This window comes from Bradyrhizobium sp. CCBAU 53338 (assembly GCF_015291665.1).
Lineage (GTDB): Bacteria > Pseudomonadota > Alphaproteobacteria > Rhizobiales > Xanthobacteraceae > Bradyrhizobium.
The window spans coordinates 5,788,525-5,812,356 of record NZ_CP030048.1 but is presented as its reverse complement, the minus strand read 5'-3'; the positions used below and the strand labels follow the sequence as shown (position 1 = coordinate 5,812,356).

Annotated in this window: 28 protein-coding genes and 1 pseudogene; 17 read left to right on the top strand and 12 right to left on the bottom strand. The window is 63.5% G+C overall.

What is annotated here, in order from left to right:
- Positions 1 to 45 precede the first annotated feature (45 nt).
- Genes XH90_RS27210 through XH90_RS27195 form a run of 4 tightly spaced genes read right to left on the bottom strand, consistent with a single transcriptional unit; the run spans position 46 to position 6,869 of the window.
- Positions 46 to 2,109: a hypothetical protein gene (locus XH90_RS27210; RefSeq protein WP_194477370.1), complete on the bottom strand. Its 2,064-nt coding sequence runs from the start codon at positions 2,107 to 2,109 to the stop codon at positions 46 to 48.
- A gap of 7 nt (positions 2,110 to 2,116) precedes the next feature.
- On the bottom strand, positions 2,117 to 4,930 hold the full coding sequence (locus tag XH90_RS27205) for a DUF4159 domain-containing protein (RefSeq protein ID WP_194477369.1): 2,814 nt from the start codon (positions 4,928 to 4,930) through the stop codon (positions 2,117 to 2,119).
- Positions 4,927 to 5,871: a DUF58 domain-containing protein gene (locus tag XH90_RS27200; RefSeq protein WP_194477368.1), complete on the bottom strand. Its 945-nt coding sequence runs from the start codon at positions 5,869 to 5,871 to the stop codon at positions 4,927 to 4,929. Before XH90_RS27200 ends, XH90_RS27205 begins: the two co-directional genes overlap by 4 nt.
- On the bottom strand, positions 5,871 to 6,869 hold the full coding sequence (locus XH90_RS27195; RefSeq protein WP_194477367.1) for a MoxR family ATPase: 999 nt from the start codon (positions 6,867 to 6,869) through the stop codon (positions 5,871 to 5,873). The genes XH90_RS27200 and XH90_RS27195 overlap by 1 nt, the downstream gene beginning before the upstream one ends.
- A gap of 261 nt (positions 6,870 to 7,130) precedes the next feature.
- Between XH90_RS27195 and XH90_RS27190 the strand changes: the two genes are divergently transcribed.
- From XH90_RS27190 to XH90_RS27170, 5 genes are read left to right on the top strand one after another with little or no spacing between them, the layout of a single operon-like run.
- Positions 7,131 to 7,742, top strand: coding sequence for a DUF1285 domain-containing protein (locus XH90_RS27190; RefSeq protein WP_194477366.1), 612 nt, complete (start codon positions 7,131 to 7,133; stop codon positions 7,740 to 7,742).
- Entirely contained in the window at positions 7,739 to 8,410 is a 672-nt protein-coding gene (locus XH90_RS27185) for a CoA pyrophosphatase (RefSeq protein ID WP_194477365.1), read from the top strand. Before XH90_RS27190 ends, XH90_RS27185 begins: the two co-directional genes overlap by 4 nt.
- Positions 8,407 to 8,670: a DUF6111 family protein gene (locus XH90_RS27180; protein WP_194477364.1), complete on the top strand. Its 264-nt coding sequence runs from the start codon at positions 8,407 to 8,409 to the stop codon at positions 8,668 to 8,670. Before XH90_RS27185 ends, XH90_RS27180 begins: the two co-directional genes overlap by 4 nt.
- A 10-nt stretch (positions 8,671 to 8,680) precedes the next feature.
- The gene (locus XH90_RS27175) at positions 8,681 to 9,946 is read left to right on the top strand and encodes a CCA tRNA nucleotidyltransferase (RefSeq protein ID WP_194477363.1); all 1,266 of its coding nucleotides are present in this window, start codon (positions 8,681 to 8,683) and stop codon (positions 9,944 to 9,946) included.
- Positions 9,943 to 10,713 carry a sulfite exporter TauE/SafE family protein gene (locus XH90_RS27170; protein ID WP_194477362.1) on the top strand — a complete coding sequence of 257 codons (771 nt, stop codon included), beginning with the start codon at positions 9,943 to 9,945 and terminating at the stop codon, positions 10,711 to 10,713. Before XH90_RS27175 ends, XH90_RS27170 begins: the two co-directional genes overlap by 4 nt.
- Before the next feature lie 7 nt (positions 10,714 to 10,720).
- Here the strand turns inward: XH90_RS27170 and XH90_RS27165 are convergent, their stop codons facing one another.
- The 4 genes from XH90_RS27165 to XH90_RS27150 all read right to left on the bottom strand — a co-directional run bounded on the left by XH90_RS27165 (position 10,721) and on the right by XH90_RS27150 (position 13,344).
- The gene (locus XH90_RS27165) at positions 10,721 to 11,293 is read right to left on the bottom strand and encodes a hypothetical protein (RefSeq protein WP_194477361.1); all 573 of its coding nucleotides are present in this window, start codon (positions 11,291 to 11,293) and stop codon (positions 10,721 to 10,723) included.
- A gap of 206 nt (positions 11,294 to 11,499) precedes the next feature.
- Positions 11,500 to 11,868, bottom strand: coding sequence for a VOC family protein (locus XH90_RS27160; RefSeq protein WP_194477360.1), 369 nt, complete (start codon positions 11,866 to 11,868; stop codon positions 11,500 to 11,502).
- Positions 11,869 to 11,928: 60 nt separating this feature from the next.
- Complete coding sequence (locus tag XH90_RS27155; RefSeq protein WP_194477359.1) at positions 11,929 to 12,624, bottom strand: YafY family protein; 696 nt, start codon at positions 12,622 to 12,624, stop codon at positions 11,929 to 11,931.
- 177 nt (positions 12,625 to 12,801) lie between these two features.
- Positions 12,802 to 13,344 carry a hypothetical protein gene (locus XH90_RS27150; RefSeq protein ID WP_194477358.1) on the bottom strand — a complete coding sequence of 181 codons (543 nt, stop codon included), beginning with the start codon at positions 13,342 to 13,344 and terminating at the stop codon, positions 12,802 to 12,804.
- A gap of 310 nt (positions 13,345 to 13,654) precedes the next feature.
- Between XH90_RS27150 and XH90_RS27145 the strand changes: the two genes are divergently transcribed.
- The gene (locus XH90_RS27145; RefSeq protein WP_194477357.1) at positions 13,655 to 14,125 is read left to right on the top strand and encodes an SRPBCC domain-containing protein; all 471 of its coding nucleotides are present in this window, start codon (positions 13,655 to 13,657) and stop codon (positions 14,123 to 14,125) included.
- Between the two features lie 159 nt (positions 14,126 to 14,284).
- Here XH90_RS27145 and XH90_RS39130 read toward each other — a convergent pair whose 3' ends face one another.
- A complete protein-coding gene (locus XH90_RS39130) occupies positions 14,285 to 14,524 on the bottom strand; it encodes a hypothetical protein (protein WP_246755600.1) in 240 nt (79 codons plus the stop codon).
- A 13-nt stretch (positions 14,525 to 14,537) separates the two neighbouring features.
- Between XH90_RS39130 and XH90_RS27140 the strand changes: the two genes are divergently transcribed.
- The 6 genes from XH90_RS27140 to XH90_RS27120 all read left to right on the top strand — a co-directional run bounded on the left by XH90_RS27140 (position 14,538) and on the right by XH90_RS27120 (position 18,356).
- On the top strand, positions 14,538 to 15,317 hold the full coding sequence (locus XH90_RS27140; RefSeq protein ID WP_246755599.1) for a TauD/TfdA family dioxygenase: 780 nt from the start codon (positions 14,538 to 14,540) through the stop codon (positions 15,315 to 15,317).
- 432 nt (positions 15,318 to 15,749) lie between these two features.
- Positions 15,750 to 15,950 (top strand): hypothetical protein, encoded by a 201-nt coding sequence (locus XH90_RS39125; RefSeq protein ID WP_246755598.1) that lies wholly within the window; start codon positions 15,750 to 15,752, stop codon positions 15,948 to 15,950.
- Between the two features lie 121 nt (positions 15,951 to 16,071).
- Positions 16,072 to 16,308 (top strand): hypothetical protein, encoded by a 237-nt coding sequence (locus XH90_RS27135; protein ID WP_194477356.1) that lies wholly within the window; start codon positions 16,072 to 16,074, stop codon positions 16,306 to 16,308.
- Positions 16,309 to 17,223: 915 nt separating this feature from the next.
- Positions 17,224 to 17,466, top strand: coding sequence for a hypothetical protein (locus XH90_RS27130; protein WP_194477355.1), 243 nt, complete (start codon positions 17,224 to 17,226; stop codon positions 17,464 to 17,466).
- Between the two features lie 129 nt (positions 17,467 to 17,595).
- Complete coding sequence (locus XH90_RS27125; protein ID WP_371748372.1) at positions 17,596 to 17,958, top strand: TauD/TfdA family dioxygenase; 363 nt, start codon at positions 17,596 to 17,598, stop codon at positions 17,956 to 17,958.
- Positions 17,958 to 18,356: a hypothetical protein gene (locus XH90_RS27120; RefSeq protein ID WP_194477354.1), complete on the top strand. Its 399-nt coding sequence runs from the start codon at positions 17,958 to 17,960 to the stop codon at positions 18,354 to 18,356. Before XH90_RS27125 ends, XH90_RS27120 begins: the two co-directional genes overlap by 1 nt.
- A gap of 88 nt (positions 18,357 to 18,444) precedes the next feature.
- Here XH90_RS27120 and XH90_RS27115 read toward each other — a convergent pair whose 3' ends face one another.
- Positions 18,445 to 19,161, bottom strand: coding sequence for a Crp/Fnr family transcriptional regulator (locus XH90_RS27115; protein ID WP_194477353.1), 717 nt, complete (start codon positions 19,159 to 19,161; stop codon positions 18,445 to 18,447).
- 146 nt (positions 19,162 to 19,307) lie between these two features.
- Here XH90_RS27115 and XH90_RS27110 point away from each other — a divergent pair, with 146 nt between their 5' ends.
- The 3 genes from XH90_RS27110 to XH90_RS27100 all read left to right on the top strand — a co-directional run bounded on the left by XH90_RS27110 (position 19,308) and on the right by XH90_RS27100 (position 20,239).
- A complete protein-coding gene (locus tag XH90_RS27110) occupies positions 19,308 to 19,469 on the top strand; it encodes a hypothetical protein (protein ID WP_194477352.1) in 162 nt (53 codons plus the stop codon).
- A gap of 30 nt (positions 19,470 to 19,499) precedes the next feature.
- Positions 19,500 to 19,874, top strand: coding sequence for a hypothetical protein (locus XH90_RS27105; RefSeq protein WP_194477351.1), 375 nt, complete (start codon positions 19,500 to 19,502; stop codon positions 19,872 to 19,874).
- 71 nt (positions 19,875 to 19,945) lie between these two features.
- Positions 19,946 to 20,239, top strand: coding sequence for a hypothetical protein (locus tag XH90_RS27100; RefSeq protein ID WP_194482910.1), 294 nt, complete (start codon positions 19,946 to 19,948; stop codon positions 20,237 to 20,239).
- 613 nt (positions 20,240 to 20,852) lie between these two features.
- Here XH90_RS27100 and XH90_RS27095 read toward each other — a convergent pair.
- Positions 20,853 to 21,475, bottom strand: a pseudogene (locus tag XH90_RS27095) (IS5 family transposase); the annotation flags it as partial.
- A 451-nt stretch (positions 21,476 to 21,926) separates the two neighbouring features.
- Here XH90_RS27095 and XH90_RS27090 point away from each other — a divergent pair.
- Together XH90_RS27090 and XH90_RS27085 are read left to right on the top strand one after the other, a co-directional pair.
- A complete protein-coding gene (locus XH90_RS27090) occupies positions 21,927 to 22,652 on the top strand; it encodes a hypothetical protein (protein ID WP_194477350.1) in 726 nt (241 codons plus the stop codon).
- Between the two features lie 260 nt (positions 22,653 to 22,912).
- Positions 22,913 to 23,302: a GNAT family N-acetyltransferase gene (locus tag XH90_RS27085; protein ID WP_210348702.1), complete on the top strand. Its 390-nt coding sequence runs from the start codon at positions 22,913 to 22,915 to the stop codon at positions 23,300 to 23,302.
- A gap of 130 nt (positions 23,303 to 23,432) precedes the next feature.
- On the opposite strand, the gene XH90_RS27080 is transcribed toward XH90_RS27085, so the two are convergent.
- Positions 23,433 to 23,636 (bottom strand): YodC family protein, encoded by a 204-nt coding sequence (locus tag XH90_RS27080; RefSeq protein ID WP_194477349.1) that lies wholly within the window; start codon positions 23,634 to 23,636, stop codon positions 23,433 to 23,435.
- Positions 23,637 to 23,832 lie beyond the last annotated feature (196 nt).

Below are 23,832 nucleotides of genomic sequence, written 5' to 3'. Positions count from 1 at the left end.
GAGGGAACGCACCGTCGTCCGAGCGCTAGGTGAGCCCCTCGAAGATTACCGCCCCTCGCGAACCCACGTCGCGGCAAACGCGCCGAGCAGCAGCAGGAGGCCGATCAGGCCGGCGAAGATCGGCAGCACGCCGACGCCCTTCACGACGCTGGCGTCGCGCATGCGAACGCCCATCCAGCCGTCACCTGAAAACACGCTGGTCGAGCGCACCGGGACGATGCGTGGCAGCTCGACGCTGCCGCCGTCCGCGATCCGCACTGAATTGCCGCCCGTCGCCTGCGTCAGAGGCTTCAACGTGTCGGCGGTGGAGGTGACTTCCGAAAATTCCTTCGGATTGGTCGGGCCGACATTGATCAGCGCCTTCAACGTGCCGTCGGTCGCCTGCCACAGGCCGAGCTCGTTGGCCGGCAGGCTGGCACGCCACTCGCCGGGGTCGCCGGGGCTTAGCGTCACATCATGCGACACGCCGGAGGGCGAGGTCACGCTCACGGGCTGCACGCTGTCAGCCATGGTCTGGCGCACGACCACGAGATCCTTGCCCTGCACCTGCATGCGCAGCGCCTCTTCATCGAGGTCCGGCTGCTTCATCAGCCAGTGCGACATGCGCCTGAGCAGATCCAGATGCGGACCGCCGCCCTCATAGCCGCGCGCCCACAGCCAGATGTGGTCGGACAGCAGCAGCGCGACGCGGCCCTCGCCGAAGCGCGACAGGAACAGCAGCGGCTTGCCGTCCGCGCCCGTCATGACAGGCGGGTTGACCGAATTGCGGGTTTCGACGGTGCGGAAGAAGCGGCTCCAGTGCGGCGGCTCGAACGCCGAGCCCTCGAGCCCGCGCGTCACGGGATGGCGTTTGCCGGTGTCGGAAAGATGCGCATAGAACGGCTTCTCGGTGACGCCGACCGGCTCGGCCGGCAGCACCGTGTCGAGCGGCGTGCGCCAGATGCTGGTGTTGGAGGCGTAGTCGGGACCCGCCGAGACCAGCACCGCGCCGCCGCCGCGCACGTAGCGCGCGATGTTGTCGAAATAGGCGATCGGCAGCACGCCCTGGCGGGCGTAGCGATCGAAGATGATCAGCTGGAATTCGTTGATGTGCTGCTGGAACAGCTCGCGCGTCGGAAATGCGATAAGCGACAATTCGTTGATCGGCGTGCCGTCCTGCTTCTCCGGCGGACGCAGGATGGTGAAATGCACGAGATCGACGCTGGCGTCGGACTTCAGGAGATTGCGCCAGGTGCGCTCGCCTGAATGCGGCTCGCCCGACACCAGCAGCACGCGCAGCTTGTCGCGCACGCCGTCGATGGCGACGACGGCGCGATTGTTCACCGGGGTCAATTCTCTTTCGAGCGGCGAGGCCTCGATCTCGACGATGTTGGGACCGGCATGCTTGATCTCGACGTCGACGCTTGCACTCTGGCCGCTCGAGAGCGTGCGCTCGTTGATGACCTCGCCGTCGCGGCGGACCGTGACCTTGGCGCGCTCGCCGCTGACGCCCTGGTCGTCGAGCTTGTAGGTGATGGTCTGGTTCTGGCCGACGATGCCGAAGCGCGGCGCCGCCGTGATCGCGATGCGACGGTCGCGCTCGTCCTTCTGTCCGGTGATCAGCGCCTGCACCGGCGCCTGGAAGCCGAGCGCGGCGGCGTTGGCCGGGATGTCGTGGACGCGGCCGTCGGTGATCAGGAAGGCGCCGGCGACGCGGTCGACCGGCACGTCCGACAATGCGGAGGCCAGCGCGCCGAACAGCTTGGTGCCGTCGGTCTCGCCGTCGGCCTGTCCGGCATCGACGACGCGCACCTCAAGTCCCTTGATCTTCTTCAGGCTGTCGACCAGCGCCTCCTGCGCCTTCGCGGCCTCCTGGTTGCGCTTGCCGAAATTCTGGCTCGGGCTCTTGTCGACGACGACAGCGGCGACCGAGGTGAGGGGATCGCGGTCCTCGCGCGTGAAGGAGGGATTGGCGAGCGCCAGCAGGAACAGCGCCAGCGCAGCGACGCGCACCGCCGTACCGCGCGCCCGTGCGAGCAGCAGCACGATCGCGATGAGGACGATCGCAGCGAGCGCGATCCACAGGACGATCGCGGGGACGAGCGGCGTGAAGGCGATGCCGTAGTTCATCTTGATCCTATTGGCCGAGACGTTCGATCAGGGCCGGTGCGTGCACCTGGTCGGCCTTGTAATTGCCGGTCAGGGTGTACATCACGATGTTGACGCCGGCGCGGTAGGCGAATTCGCGCTGGCGCGGCTCGCCCGGGGTCAGCGGCAGCATCGGCTGGCCGTCGGGACGGAGCGCCCAGGCGCCGGCGAGGTCGTTGGAGGTGATGATGATCGGCGAGACACCGTCGCCGCCGCGCGCGGGCCGCTGGGCGTTCTCTTCGTCGTCCTCGCGCGGCAGCGCCTCGACCCAGGTCTGGCCCGAGTTGAAGCGGCCGGGGAAGTCGCGCAGCAGGTAGAACGTCTTGGTCAGCACGTGCTCGCGCGGCACCGGCTCGAGTTCGGGCACGTCGAGCGAGGACAGGATCTCGCGCAGTGCCTGCATGCCCGGCGTTTGCGAGGCGCCGTTCTCGCCGGGCGGGGCTTCGATGGCGTCGCGGGTGTCGAAGATCACGGTGCCGCCCTGCTTCATATAGGCGTCGATCTTGTTGATGGCGTCCTGCGGCGGCTTCGGCGTGCCCGGCACGATCGGCCAGTAGATCAGCGGGAAGAAGGCGAGCTCGTCACGTGCGGGATCGACGCCGACGGGATCGCCGGCCTCGAGCGCAGTGCGCTGCGCCAGGAACAGCGTCAGGCCGGACATGCCGGCCTTGACGATGGAATCGACGTCGGCATTGCCGGTCACGACATAGGCGAGGCGGGTCTGCGACGTCGCTTTCATCGCGAAATCGTCCGACGCGCTGTCGGCGCGCGACGGCGTCGGCGAGAGCACCGCGATGCCTGCGAGCAAGACGCCGAGCAGGATCATCGCGGGCGCGGCGCGACGGCGCAGCAGTGCGGCGATGCCGCCGCCGAGCAGCGCGACGATGATGGCGTCCACCAGAAACAGCGCGAGCGATGTCGACAGCAGCCAGCCGCGCAGGTCCCGCGGCTCGGCATTGGTGTAGGTGGCGCGCCGGGCGTGCAGGGACGCGGTGTCGAGGGCTGCGATGCGGTCGGCGCTGGCGAGCGTGTTCACGGCGAGCGGTCCTTCTGCCGGACCGTAGAAGCCGGGCGGATGGTCCGGCGTGGCGCGGTCGCGATAATCGGCCGTCAGCGGCTTGGCGGTGGCGGGCGGCGGGCCGAAAGCGCCGAAGCCGTCGAGCAGATGCAGCGGTGCCAGCGTTTCGGCGCCGGCTTCGCCGGCAACGCCGGCGCCGGGCTTGGCGGTGTAGCCGGACATGTCGACGATCCGCCTCAGCATCTCGACGAAGGTGCCGGACATCGGCAGATCCGACCAGCGCATGTCCGCGCTGACATGGAACAGGCTGACGATGCCCTTGCCGCGATGCTCGCCGGTGACGAGCGGCGTGCCGTCTTCGAGCGAGGCCCAGCTCTTGGTGGCGAGCACCGCGTCGGGCTCGGCCAGCACCTGCCGGCTCACGGTGACGTCCTTGGGAACGGCGACGCCGGCAAACGGGCCGTCGGAGGTGAAGGCGGCCAGATGCTGCGGCTTCTCCCAGGTTAGGCTGCCGCCGAGCGTGCGGCCGCCCTTGCGCAGCTTGACCGGCACGAGATCGTCCTCGGCCTGCGCCAGCCGGGGCCCGGCGAACCGCACCAGCACGCCGCCCTGCTCGATCCAGGCGTTGAGACGCTCGCGCAGTTCCGGCGCGACCGTGCCGACATCGGCGAGTATGATCATCGGCAGCTTCTGGTCCAGAAACTGCGTGATGCCCTGCTGCGGCGAGCCCTTGTCGGCGAGCCGCACGTCGGCGAACGGCGCCAGTGCGCGCGTCAGATAGAAGGTCGGCGCCAGCAGAGGCTGCGACGTTTCGCTGGTCGAACCGGAGACGATGCCGATGGCGCGGCGGCGCCAGCGCTTGTCGAGCAGCTGCACCGCGCCGGCCGAACGCTCGCCGGAGATTTCGAGCCGCGAGATGTCGTTGCGCAGTTCGACCGGCAGGTCGAATGCCGCCTCGGTCTCCTTGTCCTGCGGTCCGAAGGTGAAGCGCGCCTCGCCGATCGGCGAGGCCTTCTGGTCGAGCGCCCGCACGGTGCCGGCGAGAATGCCGCTGTCGGTGCGCAGCACCTTCACCGTCATCTTCGCCGCCGCGTTTTCCGCCGCGACCAGCGCCAGCGGAGAGGAGGTGCCGCCTTCGAACAGCGTCAAGCTGCGGTCTCCGATGGTCTTGCCGAGCCCGGTTACGAACTCGTCGCCGCGGCCGGTGTCGACGCCGTCGGACAGCCAGGCGATCTCGCAGTCGCCGGTCGCCTTCAGGAAACGATCGATGGCGGCAAGGGTTTCAACGCGGTCGATCGAATAGGGTTTTGGCACGATCTGCCGCAGCGCAACCCGCGCCGCGCCCGCCGGCATCAGGGTGATGTCGCGGTTCGGCTCGGACAGCGGCACCAGCGCAATCGCGCGGCGGTCGTTGTCGGCATTGGCGATCAGCTCGTCGGCGGCCCGGATCCTGGTGTCCCAGTTCGACGCGGCGCTCCAGCCGTCGTCGAGCATGATCATCAGCGGTGCCTTGCTGGCGGCGAGGCCAACTTGCGGATTCCAGATCGGGCCGGCGGCGGCGAAGATCACCAGCGCTGCGGCGAGCAGCCGCAACGCGGTCAGCCACCACGGTGTCCGTGCGGGCGTCTCTTCCTTTGGCGCGATCTCGAACAGCAGCCGCGTCGGCGGAAACTCGATGCGGCGCGGCCGCGGCGGCATGACGCGGAGCAGCCACCACAGCACCGGCAGGCTGATCAGGCCGATCAGCAGCAGAGGTTCGGTGAAGGCGAGCGGCAATCCCATCATGCGGCCGGCCCCGCCTTGATCGAGGTGATGCGCGCGCCCGACTTGCTCACCTGCATGCCGGCATGGAGGAACAGCAGGAGCTCGGCGGCCGAGCGGTCGGTCGCATGCGTCGTGAACAGCCAGTCGAGCTTGCTGGTCTCGGCGCGGATCTGGTCGCGGTGCAGCGCGAGCCGCATGGTGTAATCCTGCGCCCAGCTCTCGGCGCGGCCGGCGGTGATCATGCCAAAGCCCTCGGGCTCGACGAACTCGACGCGGCCCGAATAGGGGAAGCTCTCTTCGGCGGGATCGACGACCTGCACCAGCGTGCCATGCGCGCCGGAGCCGGACAGGCCTGCGAGCGTGGCCCTGATCTCCTGTAGCGGCGACCAGAAATCCGACAGCACGATGGTCTCGGCCAGCGCCGCGGGCACGAAGGAGGGCGGCAGGCTCAGTCGGTCGGCATCGTCATGCAGCATCGCCTGCGCCATCTTGTCGATGACGCTGCGGCTCGCGGTCGGTGCCATCAATCCGGGAATGCCGACGCGTTCGCCGCCCGCGACCAGCAGCTCGGCCAGCGCGAAGGCGACGATCAGGGTGCGCTCCAGCTTGGACTCGCGCGCGGTCTTCGAGGCGAACGCCATCGACGGCGAACGGTCGGGCCAGATCCAGACCGTGTGCGAGGCTTCCCATTCGAGCTCGCGGACATAGAGATGGTCGTCGCGCGCCGACCTCCGCCAGTCGACGTTCTGCGACGGCTCGCCCGACACGAAGCGGCGGTACTGCCAGAAATTCTCGCCGGAGCCGGCGCGGCGCCGACCGTGCAGACCGTGGATGACGTTGGCGGCGATGCGGCGGGCTTCGAGCACCAGGCGCGGCAAGGAAGCGGCGAGCGTACGGCTTTCGCCATCGGCACGTCGGATCGCGATGATCTCCTTCGCTGTGTGCCTGTTCTCTGCTGCCATCAACCGATCCGCGTCTTCAACTGCCTGATCACGTCCGGAATCGTCCGGCCTTCCGCGCGTGCCTGGAACGTCAACGCCATGCGGTGCTTCAGCACGGGCTCGGCGAGGTCGAGCACGTCGTCGATCGAGGGCGCGAGACGTCCGTCGATCAGCGCGCGGGCGCGCACGGCGAGCATCAGCGACTGGCTGGCGCGCGGGCCGGGGCCCCAGGCGATCAATTTTCCAGCCTCGCCGCTCTCGGCGCCCGGACGGGCCGAACGCACCAGCGACAGGATCGCCTCCACCACGGAATCGCCGACCGGCAGGCGGCGCACCAGCCGCTGCGCCGATATCAGCGCATCCGCACTCATCGAGCCCTTCGCCAGCGTCTCCTCGGCCCCTGTCGTCTCGAACAGGATGCGGCGTTCGGCGTCGCGATCGGGATAGTCGACGTCGATCTCCATCAGGAAGCGGTCGAGCTGGGCTTCGGGCAGCGGATAGGTGCCTTCCTGCTCCAGCGGGTTCTGCGTCGCGAGCACGTGGAACGGCTTCGGCAGGTCGTGGCGCGCGCCGGCGACGGTGATGTGCTGCTCCTGCATCGCCTGCAGCAGCGCCGATTGCGTGCGCGGGCTGGCGCGGTTGATCTCGTCGGCCATCAGGAGCTGCGCGAACACCGGACCCGAGATGAAGCGGAACGAGCGCTTGCCCGCGGTGCTCTCGTCCAGCACTTCGGCGCCGAGAATGTCCGACGGCATCAAATCGGGCGTGAACTGGATGCGCTTGGCATCGAGGCCGAGCGTGACGCCGAGCGTCTCGACCAGTTTTGTCTTCGCAAGGCCGGGCACGCCGATCAGCAGCGCATGGCCGCCGGAGAGGATCGTGACCAGCGTATTCTCGATCACGCGGTCCTGGCCGAAGATGACGGACGCGATCGCGTCCTTCGCCGCGCGAATCTGCGCCGACACCTGCTCGGCCGAACGGACGATCCCGTCTTCGAGTTTCTCGACACTTTCCGCCATACGTTCGCTCCTTAAGTCCGCCACGCGGCTTTCTTGCGTCGTCGAATTTATCGCATCAATCTGCGTCATGGGCGCTATGCTAGACTTGCAGGAACGCCATGTATTCGTTGAATTAACCTATCCCCACCTTATCGGCTTCGGGTTATGTGGGGCATCACGAAGTGGAGACCTCCACACCGGACTAACCCGGAGTGGAACCGTGAACTTACGTACAACGTAGACCTGCACCAATCGTGCCAACGGACAAAGTCAGGGCAAACCATGGCGAACCAAGGGCAGAGCGCCGATCGCGGTCTTGAGGGGCTGACTGCCGCCGCCAAAAGTGCTGCCAATGCCGAAGGCGCCAAGAAGGGCCTGCCTCCTGTGCATCTGTGGAATCCGCCGTTTTGCGGCGATCTCGACATCCGAATCGCCTCCGATGGTACTTGGTTCTACATGGGCACGCCAATCGGCCGTCACGCGCTGGTCCGCCTGTTCTCGACCATCCTCAAGCGCGAGGGCGACAAGCATTTCCTCGTCACGCCCGTCGAGAAGGTCGGCATCCGCGTCGACGACGCGCCGTTCATGGCGGTCGAGATGCTCGAGGCCGGCGAGGACAACCATCGCGTGCTGAGCTTCCGCACCAATGTCGACGACTGGGTCACCTGCGACGCCGCGCACCGGCTGCGTTTCGAGCAGGCGGCGGACGGAGGGTTGACGCCTTACTTGCATGTCCGCGCCGATCTCTGGGCCAAGGTCACGCGCGCGCTCTATTACGATCTGGTTGACATGGGCGAGGAGCGGATGGTCGATGGCCAGCCGATGTTTGGCGTCGAGTCGGCCGGCGAGTTCTTCGCCATGGCGGACGCGGAGCAGGTGAGGGCCGCGCTTTGAACAAGCCTATTGCGAAGAACGAGCAAGTCGCGTTCCGCGCGGCGGATTTCTTCGCCCGCTCCAGGGCGAGGCTCGGCTTCGACGTTCCGCCGGGCCTGTTCGATCCGAACATCGTCCCCGCGTCGGGCGATCCCGGCACCGACAAGATGCTGGAGATCGTCGCGCGCGAGCAGCCGGTGCGCCCTGCGGCGGTGCTGATCGCGGTGGTCGACCATCCCGAGCCCACCATCCTCTTGACGCAGCGCTCGGCCCATCTCAACGACCATGCCGGCCAGATCGCCTTTCCCGGCGGCAAGATCGACGCGACCGATTCCTCGCCGCTCGATGCCGCATTGCGCGAGGCCGAGGAAGAGGTCGGGCTGTCCCGGGATTTCGTCGAGCCGATCGGCTATCTCGACCTCTACGGCACCGCGTTCGGCTTCCGCATCCTGCCGACGGTCGCGAGGGTCCGGCCGGGTTTTCAACTCGACATCAACCATTCCGAGGTTGATGACGCATTCGAGGTGCCGCTATCCTTCCTGATGGATCCGGCGAACCACCAGGTGCACAGCAAGGAATTCCGCGGCATGGAGCGGTTTTACTATGCGATGCCGTTTGCGGAGCGCTACATCTGGGGCGCGACGGCCGGAATGCTGCGCGTGCTCTATGAGCGGATCTATTCGTCATGATCCGGCCGGTTCTGACCGAGATCGGAATCTTCCTCATCCCCTTTGCCGTCTATGCGCTGTTCCTGGCCGCAACGCGGTCCGGCCTGTTCGTGCAATCGTCCTGGCCGATCACCATCGTCGCGCGCCTGATCCTGGTGGCGCTGCTGCTCGTCATCGCCGGGCTGATCGGGCTCGCGCATTTCTCCGGCGCCGCGCCGAACTCCACCTACATTCCCGCCCATGTCGAGAACGGCAAGCTCGTGCCGGGAAGAGAAAGATAAGAGCCGGACGATGAGCGCGGAGCCCATCCTCGAGCCGTTTCTTGCCGGTGCGCCCTGGCTGACCGCAGGCGGGACGGCGCGCGTTCTGCAACTGCTCAACGCCGACGGCGAGGAGGCGCGCGTGGTCGGCGGCACCGTCCGCAACGCGCTGCTCGGCCTGCCGCCCGGCGACACCGACATCGCGACCACGGCACTGCCGGAGGAGGTGGTGCGGCGTGCCAGGGTTGCGGGCATCAAGAGCGTGCCGACCGGCATCGAGCACGGCACCGTCACGCTGGTCATCGACGGCGTGCCTTACGAGGTCACGACGCTGCGCGAGGACACCGAAACCTTCGGCCGCAAGGCCAAGGTCGTGTTCGGACGCGACTGGGTCAAGGACGCCGAGCGGCGCGATTTCACGATGAACGGCCTGTCGGTCGACGCGAATGGCGTCGTCTACGACTATGTCGGCGGCATCGCCGATGCCAGGGCACGGCGCGTGCGCTTCATCGGCGAGCCCGACCAGCGCATCGCCGAGGACTACTTGCGCATCCTGCGCTTCTTCCGCATCCATGCCGCCTTCGGCGCCGGCGAGCCCGACCGCGACGGCACCCTCGCCTGCATCCGCGGCCGTGCGGGCCTTGCCACGCTCTCGGCCGAGCGGGTGCGCATGGAGATGCTGAAATTGCTGGTGGCATCGGGTGCATCCGCCGCCGTGCTTGCGATGGTCGATGCCGGCCTGCTGCAGGCGATGATCGGCGGCGTTGCCTATGCAGGGCCGCTGACGGCGATGATCGCGATCGAGCGCGCGCTTGGCCTGCCCGCGAGCAGCACGCGCCGTCTTGCCGCGCTGACGGTGGCCGTCACCGAAGACGCCAAGCGTGTCGCGACCCGCTTGCGGCTGTCCAATGCGGAAGCCAAGGCGCTGGATTCGATGGGCCATCGCTGGTGGCGCTTCCCCACCAGGGACGAGGCCAATGCGCGGCGGCTGGTCTACCGGCTGGGGCCCGAGCCCTATCACGATCGCGTGTTGCTGGCCTGGGCGCGCAGCGGCGGCGACGCGACCTCGTCGCGCTGGCGCGAGCTTGCCGAATTGCCGCAGCGCTGGACCGCGCCGAAATTCCCGCTGAAGGCCGCCGACTTCATCGCACGGGGCCTCGCGGAAGGGCCTGTGCTCGGACATGTGTTGACGCTTGCCGAGGATGCTTGGCTTGCGGCGGATTTTCCACTAGAGCAAGCCGCACTCGCTGCTATCGCCGATCAAGCCACAGCACGCGCCACTCGCGAGAAAAATTGACCATCGTCTCGGGCTTCGCCGACATCTCGATTTTCCAGCTGCTGCTGGTTGCGATGATGGCGTTGTTTGCTTCGATCCTCGGTGGTCTCGCCGGCTACGGCACCGGCGCCCTGATGCCGCTGGTGCTGGTGCCCCTCGTCGGCGCCGAGCCGGTGGTGCCGATCATCGCCATCTCCGCGCTCTTCACCAATTCCAGCCGCGCCGTTGCCTATCTCCGCTACGTCGACCGTCGCCGCGCACTGATCGTGCTCGCCTGCGCGGCGGTGACGACCGCGCTCGGCGCCTACGGCTATACGCGCCTCACCAATGCCGGCGCGGCGCTCGTGATCGGCACCATGCTGATCCTGAGCGTGCCGCTGCGCCGCGTGCTGCGTCGTCGCCAGGTCAGGATCGGCGACACGGGGCTGGCGGCGGGATCGGTCGGCTACGGCGTCCTGGTCGGCGGCACGTCGGGGTCGGGCGTGATCCTGCTCTCGCTGCTGATGGCCGCGGGTCTCGAAGGCGCCGCGGTGATCGCGACCGACGCGATGATCTCGCTCGGCACCGGCCTCATCAAGATCTCGGTGTTCGGCCTCTCCGGCGCCGTCACCGCGCAGGTGCTCGCCTTCGCGCTGCTGATCGGCGGCATCGCCATCCCCGGCGCATTCCTGGCAAAGGCCTTCGTCGAGCGGATGCCGGTGCACATTCACGCCGCGATCCTCGACGTTGCCGTGATTGCCGGCGGGCTGGCGATGATCTCGGCGGCAGCGAAGCAGATGATCGCTTAGGGCATGCTCAGCGCACCGTCGCGTTGGGCGCGACGTTCAGCGGCGCTCCTCCGACCGAGATCGGACCCGTCGGGGTCGGGGTCGCGACGCGCGGCGGCTTCTTTTGCCTTGGGACGACGCGCGCTGCCGGAACTGGCGCAGCAGGAGGGACGGAGGCCGATGGCATCGGCGCGGTTGGCCCAGGCGACGGCGATGGTGCGACCTGTGCCTGCGGGGCCGGGCTCTTCAGAGCGTCGATTTTCGAGCTGAGGTCGGCAAGCTCGCTCACGATCGCCTTTAGCTGCTCTTGCTGGTCGGCGATGGCCCTTTCGATCGCGGCGAGGTCGTCGGTTGTTTTTTGCTGCGCGGCGAGCAGATCAGTCATGACCGCGCTGTCATTGGCGTTGGCATTCGCGTCCCCTGCCTCGCGCCCCGCCGATTGCATGAACAATCCAGGGTTCAGCCAGACATAGGAGGTGCCCGCGCCTATGAGTGCCAAGACGATGGCCAGGAAGAGCGCGAGCGGCCATCGCCGACGCGGCGCGGGAAGGAGAGGTTGAGGCTCCACGACTGGCCAGCCTGGGGACGATTCGGAATTCATCCGAATTTCCTAGTCAGCCTTTTCGCTCAACGCAATTGGTGCTTCGTCGATCGGCATACACAGATCGCCCCGAGGCGCGGCGACAGAGAGGCTGGTCGTGGCAGAGCCAACTGCTCAGCCTCTCGCGCGAAGCAGTCCAGCGTTGGCGCTTCGGCCGCGCGAATTCGGCGACCTGAAACGTGTCGCTGGCGGAGACCGGGCACCCCTTAAGCGGCGGTCGCCAGCACGCGCAGGCGATGACCGTCGGGATCGAGCGCAACAAAGGTGTGCCCGAACGGCATGGCTGTTGGTGGCTGCGCAATCCGGGCGCCCCGGGTCAGCCAGGTGTCGTAGGTCGTGCGCACCGCCTCCGCGTTTGCGACCGCCCATGAGATCTCGCTGCTGCCGGCTGGCGAAGCAGAAGGCGGCTCGACGGCATCCCGCTGCCACAAGCCCAGCATGGCGCCGTTCCCGAGTGGAAGAACAACGAACTTGGGGGATGATTGCGCGACGGGGCACCCCAGCAGGGTCTGATAGAACGTGGAACTCGCTTGCGCATCGTTGACGTAGAGCACCACAAGGTTGAAGTCGGCCATTTGCATCTCCTGTTCAGCTGGCGATGGCCGACGCTTACAGGAAGGTGCTGCCAGTTTCTGTCAGCATGGTGGGTGCTCGCCAATGCTTTCCCGCTGCCGCCATTCCCGCAGCAGATCGGTGCGGCGTCGCGGGTAGCGGCGCTCCGTGAGCGTGATCGACACGATCCGGTCGGTGCGGAAATGGCGGTAGTCGCCGCGGCTCTCGCACCAGGCCGCCACCATGCGTACCCGATCGAAGAACCCGAGCGCGATCGGCCAGATCGTGCGATGGGTGCGGTTGTCCCGTTCGTCGCTGTAGATGATGCGCAATTTGCGCTCGCCGCGGATGGCAGCCCGAATGATCGGCAATTCGGCGTCACCAGCCGCCGGATCGCGTCGAGCGACCATCAGGCCCGACGTTTCCAGGCTCCGCTGCAGATCGTCCGGCAGCACGGCGGCGATCTTCGCAAGCGCGTTCCTGGCCGCCTTTCCGAGCGGCTCATCCGGCTGTGCGGCAACCCACCGGCCGCCCAGCACCAGCGCCTCGATCTCCTCTTCCGAGAACATCAGCGGCGGCAACATGAACCCCGGCCGCAGCACATAGCCGATGCCGGCCTCGCCATCGATGTGGGCGCCCTGGCCCTTCAGCGTCTCGATGTCCCGATAGATCGTCCGGAGCGAGACACCCAGCTCCTCTGCCAGCCGACATGCCGCGACGGGCCGACGATGCCTGCGCAGGAGCTGGATCACATCAAGAAGGCGTTGAGCGCGCGACATGCCCGCTGATATCACGCCCTACTGCCAGATCTTGTCAGCATCGACGTCCAGCTCGGCTGGGCGTCGTCCGTGACGCCGCCAAGGGCTTCGGCCAATATCAGCTGACGGGATCGCGGCGGGGTGGACCAGAAGCGGCCGCCCGGCACTCCGGGCGGCGGTCCCGATTGCGGGCGTGGACTAGCGGCGGCTTTCGGCGACTTGCTTTTCGCCGGCCAGCTTGCCCCCGACCAGCAGGCTGGTGCAAAGCCACCTGGTCTCCCTGGGTGATGCGCCGAGGAAGGACTTGGTCTCGACGCACTGCGCGTAGGTATTGTAGGTCAGCGTGTCTCGGCACGTCGGCGAGAAATGAGAGGTAAAGGGCTCAGAGCCGCTGGCGAAGCTGCATCCGACCCACGGGGCGTTGCCGACTCGATAGCTGGTTTCGCAACCACCGTTGCAGCTGCTGGCGGATCGCTCCAGCTTGGCAAGCCGGGCCAATGGCGTGCCCGGCGCGAACGCCGGATTCTGAGCCGTCGATGAGCCAGATGTCCGGTGATGGGATGTCGCGGTCGTTGGCCCCGGCCTCGGCACAACGTTTTGTCTTGCCTTCGGTGCTTCGACCGAGATGGCGGGAAGCGAGGAGTTCGGTGTGGGTTGCGACATTGCCGCGCTGCTGCACAGCAAGACAGTTGACAAGGTCGCGACGACTGACGGCACGGCGAAGCCTAACGAGAATCTCATGAGGTGCCTCCCAAAGCGGGACCGGAACAGCCGTCCCGACAGCCAAAGGTTGTATCATAATAACCCGATACCAGCAATTCGCGGAGCGCAAAGCCATCTGACGATTTGTCATCGATAGCATGATCAACACAAGGCCGGCCGTAACCACCTGACGACGGCGCGGAGCAGGAAGTGCCAGACCGCGGGCCCGCTTGCTGCCGCACCGGCCGCTCTCGAAATAGCAGAAGACTGACTTGTCGGAATGCGACCACTGCAGACGTCTTGCAACGACATGGGGCGTGTTGATGTCGGCAAAAAGCAGGAAACAAATATGAACGAGTTGGACCGGACCCACGCATCGTCTCGCCTGATCTCTGCCGGTTCGGCTCGCATTTACAGCGCCTTCATCCGACCGGAGCAACTCGTGCGCTGGATTGCGCCCGAAGGCGCCGAAGCCGAGATCGAAAGATTCGAACCCAGGCAGGGAGGCCACTTCAAGATCATCTTGTCGTTCAGGAGCGATATTGGAAAGTCGTCAGCCCGGACCGATGTCGTGCTCGGGCGATTCCTGACGCTCGTGCCGGACCAGAGGATCGTTCAGGCCATCGATTTCGTATCCGACCGACCTGAATTCGCCGGCACGATGACAATGAGCTGGGTCTTTCATCCCTCGGGCGACAAGACGCTTGTCAGCATCGTCGCACACAATGTTCCGCAAGGCATAAGCAAAGCCGATCATGAAATCGGGATAGCCTCCACTCTCGAGAATCTCGCTGAGTTTGTTGAAACCGGCGATCGTTAGCTACGGCCAGCTTCAGCCCTTGGCACATGCGCCTGGCCAAGTTGCAAACAAGCGGTCGGCACAATACCGTCGATTGTTCGACGCCCTGTCTGGCGACCACACTTCCCGGGAACCAATCATATGAACGATGTCTCCGCGCCCCGCGCGATCAATCGCCCTTCAGGGAAGATCGACATCCCGTCGGCCTGGCTCGGCGCCGAGATGAAAGCCAAGCCTGATCGATGGCTGGTGACACTCGGGACAAGCGAGATAGCGGAACTCGAGAGCGCGGCTGAGGCCTACCTTGGCCGGAGCAAGAACATCGCCGAGATCACCAAGGAAAGGTTTCCGCTTCCCCAATTCGGTGCGCACCTGGAAGGCCTCAAGAAACGACTGCTGTGGTCTTGGCTTCGAAGTCATCCGCGGGCTCCCGGTGGCGAACTACAGCCAGGAATTCGCCGCGACGATATTTTGCGGCGTGGGCGCGCATCTCGGATCGGCACGGTCGCAAAATGCAGCGGGCCACATTCTCGGTCACGTCCGCGACGTCGGCGCCGACGCGAGGGATCCGAACGTCAGGATTTATCAGACCTCGGAACGGCAGACATTCCACACGGACTCGTCCGACGTGGTCGGATTGTTGTGCATTCGCGAGGCCATGGAGGGAGGGGATTCCCTTCTTGTCAGCACGTCGACCATCTACAACGAGATGTTCGACAGGCGTCCCGACCTTGCCGCTCTCTTGTTCGATCCCATCGCGACGGATCGCCGCGGCGAGGTGCCGGAGAACGAGAAGCCATATCTCGAAATCCCGGTGCTGAACTGGCATGCGGGGTTCCTGACCGGCTTCTATCAACGCCAGTATATCGACAGCGCGCAGCGCTTTCCCGGTGCACTCAGACTGACGCCGGAGCACGTCGAGGCGCTCAATCTCTTCGACGCGCTCGCAAATGATCCTGCGCTGCACTTCGGCATGCGGCTTCAGCCCGGCGACATGCAGTTCGTCTACAATCATGCTCTGCTGCACGATCGGACCGGATTTCGCGACTGGCCCGATGCCAACCAGAAGCGGCATCTGCTGCGCCTCTGGCTCAGCATGGAGGGTGACCGGCCGCTGCCCGATTGCTTCAGGCAGCGCTACGGTTCGATCGAGATCGGCAACCGGGGCGGCATCATCGTCAAGGGGACCAGTCTGAACGTTCCGCTGGATTGATGGCCGACTTCAGGCCGCGTCGCGTAACACGTTCGCCTTAACTGCCGACGAGATGGACTGGACGAATTCCCTCTCGCCGTCAAAGTTTCGCCGGGCGGTCTGCGCTTATCAAAAATAAGGCGGACGTGGCCCCGACTTCCTCGGTTGCTGATGATGATGGTTTTCCGCCACGGGAACTGAAAAATTGCTCCCATTGCCAGGTCAACGCTCGCAGTGCCATCCCACTGGCCCATTTCGCATCTGCGAACGGCCTATTACGGACAGTACCCGCCCGTGGGTACTGCCCGTGTTTGACCCCAAGTGCCCTAGGTTGAATCCGGTGGTTTCCTAATTCGTAATGTTCACTTCGGAACTGAAGTCGCCCCGCCTGCATATTAAGATTTGCGAGAACCCAAACCCTGCGGTTAGGACCCGTAACGACGAGGTTGTGTCATGCAGCGACGCCGCCGATTCAAGCAAACCGTTTCCCTCGAAGCGCGCCTTTCCCAAGAAGCCGAACGCCTCCGAGAAAAAGCTAAGTCCCTTCCCCCAGGTCCTCGGCGTGAGGACGCCATCCGCAAAGCCAGACAGGCCGAAACCGGCGCTCGCATGAGCGAGTGGCTAAGATCACCCGGCTTGCAGCCACCAGAGTAGTTCTAGCAACTATCTGACAGCCGGCTTATTGTTGTCCTATCACCGGTCGAGGCTCCGCCCGTAGGCATCGGTGGCAGAGAGACTGATCGCGCTCCCGCCTACATGGAGATGGAGCGTCGTGATGGAACGCTATTTCTTTGACATCCAAAGTGGCCGCGAGTTCTTTGCGGATGAGGAGGGCCTGCGCCTGCCCAATCTCAAAGCCGCCGAAGTCGAAGCGATGCAAACACTGACCGGTATTGCAAGGGAATCGGTCTTCAAAGGCGAGCGGCCCGATTTGGCCGTGGAAGTGCGCTCGACGGCTGCACGCTTGTTCTGCGTTTCCATAATCTATCGGAACGCGAGCACCAGGCACTAAGGCCGCCTCAGTTGACGGCCTCTTTTATTGGTGCGTAACGCCCGGCATTGGTGATTTCGGCAGAGACGGAGTCCGCTCCGTCCCGGCGTCTTTGCGGATTAGCCTGAAGCCGCCCCTCCAGTCTAATAGCTGGAGCCAAAGGTTACGCTACAGCTCGGGCCATACATCGCCCGATTTCAGCAGCCGCGCTAAGAGCCCAGCGATGATCAGGTCAAATAGAGGCTATTTCCCTCACTGCCTCCATTGTCTTGCACTTCCTCGCGGGGCTTCTTGAACCTTTGCACGGCGCGTGCAGACATTATGGTATCGGGATTTTACAATCTCCCTCCCGGGGCTGGTAAGCCGCCGCTCGCGCTGGTTTTAAGCGGGCGGCGCTCTTGCTCCGCCACCTGCAAATTTCCCAGTGTCTCAATTCGACTTGTCAGGTGTCCTAAGTTAAATCCGGCAGTTCCTAGTTAATCCGCTAGCAACCGAACGAAAATAGGAACATTGTTCTCGCATCACCGACCTAGGTCCGCCCGTAGGCGTCGGTGGCTGAGAGAGACGCGCGCTCCCGCCTTTGGAGGGAGTGTGCTCTGAGTACGCAACAAAAGCCGCCCTCATCGCAAGAACCGCCAACCCATTGCGCGCTTTGCGATGGAATCCCTCGACTTTATCTAACGGTTCCGGACACGGCTAAAGGTACCGTGGTAAATGTCTATCGCTGCAAGGAGTGCCATAATCTGATCTGGGAGGAGTAAGGCCGCCTTAAGTTGAACCTCGCTGCATCGACCATCAGCTGGCTGGGCAGTGACCCAATTCCGTAGCAACGAGTGCTGCCAAAGCGTATTGTTCCCGCATCATCGACCTAGGCCCTGCCAGTAGGCGTCGGTGGCTGAGAGAGGCGTGCGCTCCCGCCTGCATTGGGAGCGCAACATGACCGTGTATTTTTTTGACCTCCGCGACGAAGACGCTCTTCTTCTAGACGAAGAAGGCCTGGAATTCTCGAATCTAAGGGATGTGCAGGAAGAAGCAGCCAAGTCCTTGGCCGACATGGCCCGCGATGCCGTGCACGGCGCCCACCATTTTTCGACGCGATGCATGGCGATAGAGGTGAGGGATGCAGCGGGTCCAGTCATGCAGGTTCGGTTCAATTTCGAGGTCACTCGGTGGCAGTAGGGCGACCTCAACAAGTGGGACGCGTTCTGTGCTGGCGAGGGGGTGGCGTCGCGTGGGCCAATGACGACTACAATCATCCGGCGACTTCCGGACCGGGTGCCGGCAACTGCGGGGTCCTGACCGGCTTCTATCAACGCCAGTATATCGGACAGCGCGCAGCGCTTTCCCGGTGCACTCAGACTGACGCCGGAGCACGTCGAGGCGCTCGATCTCTTCGACGCGCTCGCAAATGATCCTGCGCTGCACTTCGGCATGCGGCTTCAGCCCGGCGACATGCAGTTCGTCGCCAATCATGCTCTGCTGCACGATCGAACCGGATTTCGCGACTGGCCCGATGCCAACCAGAAGCGGCATCTGCTGCGCCTCTGGCTCAGCATGGAGGGTGACCGGCCGCTGCGCGATTGCTTCAGGCAGCGCTACGGTTCGATCGAGATCGGCAACCGGGGCGGCATCATCGTCAAGGGGACCAGTCTGAACGTTCCGCTGGATTGATGGCCGAACGGTTCAACGCAACATCGCTTGGCAGCCCACCAGTCGATGGAATCTTGATCATAGTCAACTATGAGCCGAATCCGGGCGCCAGCCATTTGAGTTCGATCAAAAACGCCGTTCGGGCTCGACTGCACGGTGACACCTCCTGCGAGAAAACATGGGAGGATGTCATGACCGAGCTGGGGACCGCTCTTGTCGAGGCTTACCGTAACAACATCCGCCGCTACCATCGTCTTCTTCAGACGCATCTAACGGATTTCGAACGCCAATATATTCAGGCTCGTCTTTCTGATTATCAGTCCGCTATACGAACTTTGCTCGAACACGATTTCGACAAGGGTTGCAGCAGGATCGTGGTTGGAGCGCCGGCAGATGAAACGACGAAAGAAGCTGTCTGAAATTCAGTTCCACGTCCCGAGGCTTGGGTTTCACTCGGTTGCCAGGCCACGAACAGGAGGGCTCCTGAGCCCATCGTCCTGATCGCAATCAATTCCCATCCGGGCGCGCATCGGCGAGCCTGACGAAGGAGTCCCGGTCGACGACCTTCACGAAGTGGAGATTCCGCGAGGTGATGATTTTCCGTGAGATGAGCGCTCGAAACGCTCGGCTCAGTGCCGCGGTGGTCAGTCCCAGATAGGCAGCAATGCTCGAGCGATCCATTTGGAGATGGATCTCGGAGATCGACTCGCCTCGCGCCGCTTGCAGGTGTTCCTGTAGCCCCAGGAACATCGCAAGCCTCGTTGCCGCTCTTCTCTGCGCGAGAAGAACGGCATGGCGCTGGGCTTCTCGGAGTTCTTCGCAAAGCTTTATGATGAGATTGACGTCGAGATCAGCGTTATTGGCCAGGATGCGGCGTATTGCGGCCAGCGGCATCTTGTAAGCCGTCACCGGTGTCGCAGCTCTGGTTGCGTTGGCATACTGCCCTTCCTCTGACAGGCCGAACAGGTCGCCGGGGTAAAGAAACGAGATGACGTGCTCTGCGCGGTAGGCCACGACCACCCCGTCGATGATGTTGAATGCGGCATCTGCTACCGCGCCTTCTCCGTAAATTTCCTGGCCTTTGGCGAAGCGTACGATCTGCGCTATTTTTGCGAGCCTGGCGCGCTCATCGTCGCTCAGCAGCTGATGGCGCTCACCTTTCTCAGGATTGCCCGGGTCCCACGGATGGACCGCGTGAATTGCTGGCCCTGTTGCATGCTTCATCTTGCGGCGTCCGCGTGGTGCTTTGATCTCTCATAGCGTCATGGTCGAACCGGAACTTGATCACGATCAAATTTCGGCGCACCCCGGCTATGGCCGCAATGAGCATCGATGACTTAACCTAGCCCGGTCCAAGAGAGGGGAGCCAGATGGACGGCTACGTCGCTCATGCCAATATTGATCATGATTTCAATCTGCTGACGGTCCAGGTGCGTCCAATTCGCTCCGGCCCCTTCTGTCGGCCCTGCGGAGTCGAGCGGACGTCACTTCGACCGGACCGAACGGACGCGATTGAAGTACCGGCAAAATGAATCATCGAGACGCATGGATCAGGGGGTCCAATGCACCGTTTCATCGCAAGAGCCAATGTGGATCACTTCATCGGCCTTCTGAACGGCAACGATCTGACGACTGACAAGCGAACGGGCGTGACCGGGCTGCTGATCGCCGAGTTGGACAAGCTCGCGCATGAGCTGGAAAATCTCGAATTTGTCGAGAGAAAAGCAACGGAGGGCCGTGACAGGGTGAACCTTGTCAGGAATGCTCGCAACGGTCATCCCTTCGGCACAACCGAGCGCGAACATGCGGAGCGGCTGCTCATAGGCTGCGAAAACCTGCAGACGGTGCTTGAAGATTCTTGTCGCCGCCTGCGCGCGAAGATCAACTCGTCGAGCGTAACAATTTCCACAGGTCCCCGACGAAATCTGATAGACTGATTTGGCTCTGCCCGTAGGCGTCGGTGGCTGAGAGACCGATCGCGCTCCCGCCTGCAAAGAGGGAGCGCGCCATGTGGAATTCCACGGCAACGGCACCGTTTGATCGCAATTTGCAACTGGCGGTCATCGACACCGCCGGACAGGTACACGCACTGGTCTTCCCGTGTCGCCGCGTGCTTCGGGGCTGGGTCAATTCACAGACCGGTTCGCGCGTATATGTGTTTCCGACGCATTGGCGCGAATGGGACGGCCTCATAGAGGAAGCGCCGATCGGCGAGCCGGAGCGGGATCGGTTGGCCATCGTCGAAGAGTACGCCGACGATCTGCGAGCGATCATCAAGAAGGATCGCGGTGGTCTCGATTAGCCCCTGTTCCGCTGACTGGCCCGTGGCTGACGCCAACTTATGATCCTTCACCGCACGAGCCTCCCGCGCGCGCTGCAGTGGCGCGCATCATCGCGTGCACTGGCGAAGCCTCATGGGCTGTACAGGCTGTGGAGAAATCGCTCCTTCTCGCCGGGCGCATAACCCTGGCAAGCGCCGAAGTACGGTTCAGGCGCGTCGCACGAGGAGCGGCCGGACCGGAATTGACCCGGCGGCTGAGCCGGTGCGTAGGCAAAGCTCGAAGCGGTACCTGGCGTGCCCTGCCGGGAGGGGATAACGGCGTGGCGGTGGGGGTGATGCGCAGACGCCGCGTTCGCGACGCCTGACAGCGCGATCAAAAGGCTCAAAGCCAAAATGGAGCGCATCGCTTTTTCTCCGGATGCAGATGCTGTAGCCTCCTTTAATTGGCGCTCGACCGTAAGGCCCCAACGGATACCGGCTTCACGGCCGGTCACATCCTCGGCATCGCCGGGCTGCACGGGGCGAGCAGTCGTGCCATTTGCAAATCCTGCTGGCGACCTCGCGCGATGTCCGCCAGTGCGCCGCTGTCGGCCAAGAAGCGGACATCTCTCGCGTCGGAGCCTGACGCACCAGATCGGTTGCGAGCGTAGTAAAGATAGGGGCTGAAGCAGATCGGATCGCTGCGATTGCTTTTCGGCGGGATGTTGGCCCATGCGCCCTTTTTCATGCCAAGCTCTCTGATCCAGTCGGTGTCAGAGCCACGGTCGGCAAGCAGCATTGACCCGGATTTCAGACGAGACAGCAGTTTTCCGGCAAGTCGGACGTCGTGGGCTTCACCGGGGCTCAGCGCCAGCCGCACGGGCAGACCATTGCCATCGACTACCGCATGAATTTTGCTCGTTAAGCCACGCGTGACCGTCCCATCGATTGGCGCAGGTTCCTTGTGATGCAGGCCCCGTGCTGATGCACGCGGACAATGGAGGTGTCTATCATCTGAACAGCGGCGTCATGGGCAGCGGCAAGCGCGTCGACAATGCGGCCCCAAACGCCAGCCCGCCGCCAACGAACGAAACCATTGTAGCAGGTGGTGTATGGACCAAACATGTCGGGCAGATCACGCCAAGGTGCTCCAGAGCGCAAGACCCAGAAGATGCCATTGAGGACATGACGGGCGTTCACCCGAGGAACTCCACGCGGCTTGTTCGGCAGCATTGGCTTGATGGCAATCCATTCATGATCAGTGAGTTTGTAGCGCATGATTCGAGCCCCCAGTTTGGAAGCTTGAATCACAGCGATCTGGTCCGCCGCCAACGCTTGGAGGCAGGCGCAACTTGGACGCTTACGGGCAGAAGCGTACATCAGCCGGCCGACAATCCCTGTTGAAACCGTCGAAAATGACCCATCAGCGTCATTAGCTCTCTGGCTGTCTGTATGTTGCGGAGCGGCCACAGGCCGCGCGAAATCGGTTGCAGCCAGGCAGATGTTCAACTTTCTGATGGCTAGGTTCCCCTCGGCTTACTAGAATTCGCACTGTTTAGGGCGCTGCCACAGCGCGTCGTATGTTCGTGTCCTTCCCCGTGCGCTGAACATTTCGAAGCGGGGCTATCACCGTGCAGACCATTGAAGTGAAAGCTCACGGCGTTCGCAGGGAACGACGGCACGCGCCCACGATGAAGGAGCGGTTGGACTGTACGGCGCTGGTCGCTACATGCCCTCTTATGCTGATGTTGCCACCTGCAACGAAGGCGATGCTGGAGCCACTGTGGGCGTCATTTCTTGCGGCGGCGACGCAAGCGGGAGGCTCAACGGCATCATGAGGGCGCTCAAGCTGGATCGGCTTGGCGGACTATCGGAAGACGAAGTAGTCCTGTCCGAGGCCAAGCCGAATCCGTTTCTGTATAGTTGGGAAGCGTCGCGGGCCGCTATCCTTTCCATGCTTGGTTTGAGTGCTTTTCTAGTAGTTGTGCTGATGCTCACGAAAGGCGGCCACTTGATATTCCTCTTAAAAGTCCTGGCGCTACTCGACCTTATTGTATTTTCGATCTTCCTTTTGCTTATCGCGCTTCTCGCGCGTGGGCTCTCGTTCGTCCTCACGAATAGAAATATACGTGTCAGGGCAGGCCGCAAATGGCTCGGCGTGCCTCTCGAAGAAATCAAAAGCGTGGAGGTTCGTAGCTATGGGACCCAGTACGGAAGCGTCTATCTTGAGCGATACAGTGATCCTCTGGAGATGGTTGCGGGCAAATCGATAGAGCTAGGCAAACCATCGGGTTCTATTTGGTTGGCGGTGCCGAGGAGTCAGCCTCAACTGTTTGGCTTTCTCGGAATTAAGAATTTTGACGATTTCGGACGCACGATTGTCGATTTGCGCAATGCAAGTCGAGCACGGTCTACCATGGTTGAGCCAAGAATGTCGCCTTCCGGCTTGGATTGATAAACCAAAGAAGATATGTCGCCACTTGGCCCATCAACGAAGTCGCGGCAAAGGCCCCACTAAGGTCCGCTTAGTGGGTGGAGCGGACTGGTTCTGCTCAATCTGAGGTCTTCGCATTTTGACCCGTAGGAGAGGTTGGTTGCTCGAACTGTTATGTATCAGCCAATCCCGAGGGAGGCACCTGCTTGCGATGCATTGTCAGAGCCCCAACAGTCGAAGAACTGCCAGCGCTCTCGGCATTGTGCTTCCGGTCGAAAGCAGTGTGGGGCTACGACAACGACTTCATGGAGGCCTGTCGCAGAGAGCTCACGTTTGAACCAAGCGAGTTGCGATCAAGCTCAATAGCGGTGGCCGAAGGGAATGGCGAGATCGTTGGCGTTGCGCAGATCAAGATTGTCGGAAGCGAAGCTGATTTGCTGAAGCTTTTTATCGAACCGACTGCGCTGCGTAGCGGCGTCGGAAGAGCCCTCTTTCTTTGGGCGATGAACAAAGCAAGAAGCAAGGGTGCCGAACGCCTATTGATTGAGGCCGACCCGGACGCCGCGCCCTTCTACAGGCGAATGGGCGCTGAGGACTGTGGGCTCGCTCCCTCCGGCTCGATACCAGGAAGGATGCTGCCAAAGTTTGTGAAGGAGCTACGATCGACCTGAGTGCGCGTATGTCGCCTTGTGGCGCATCGCGACATATTGCGCCGCCGCATGAACCCAGCCGCTATAGGGGCGAGGCGGACAATGCGTTCGTTGCATCACGTCGCTGGGTTTATGAGTACACGGCTTTAGACTATTCGTCGTCCTCGTCGTCTTCTTCCTCGTCGTCCTCATCCTCTTCCACCTGGATGAGGGTGGCGAGCGGCAGCGTCTCGCGGAAGAGATCGCCTTCCATGCCCATCCAGACGCAGAGCACGTCCTCGCCCTTGACCTCCGCGACGGTCAGCGGCTGGCCGCCCGATTTCAGCATGACGATATCGCCGGCTTTCAATTCCATGGATTGTCCTTTCGAGTTGATCGACCCGAATGCGAGGCTAGCAATTTGTCATGACACGCCGAACACGGGCGGAGGCGAACTGCATCGCGCCGGGGAGCCCGGACCTCATTGCCGAGGAGGCCGGCCAGCGGTTGTCTCGAAGGATGGATCGCACGCATCCCGACGATCGCATCATGCGCCTGTTTTGCCCGACGGG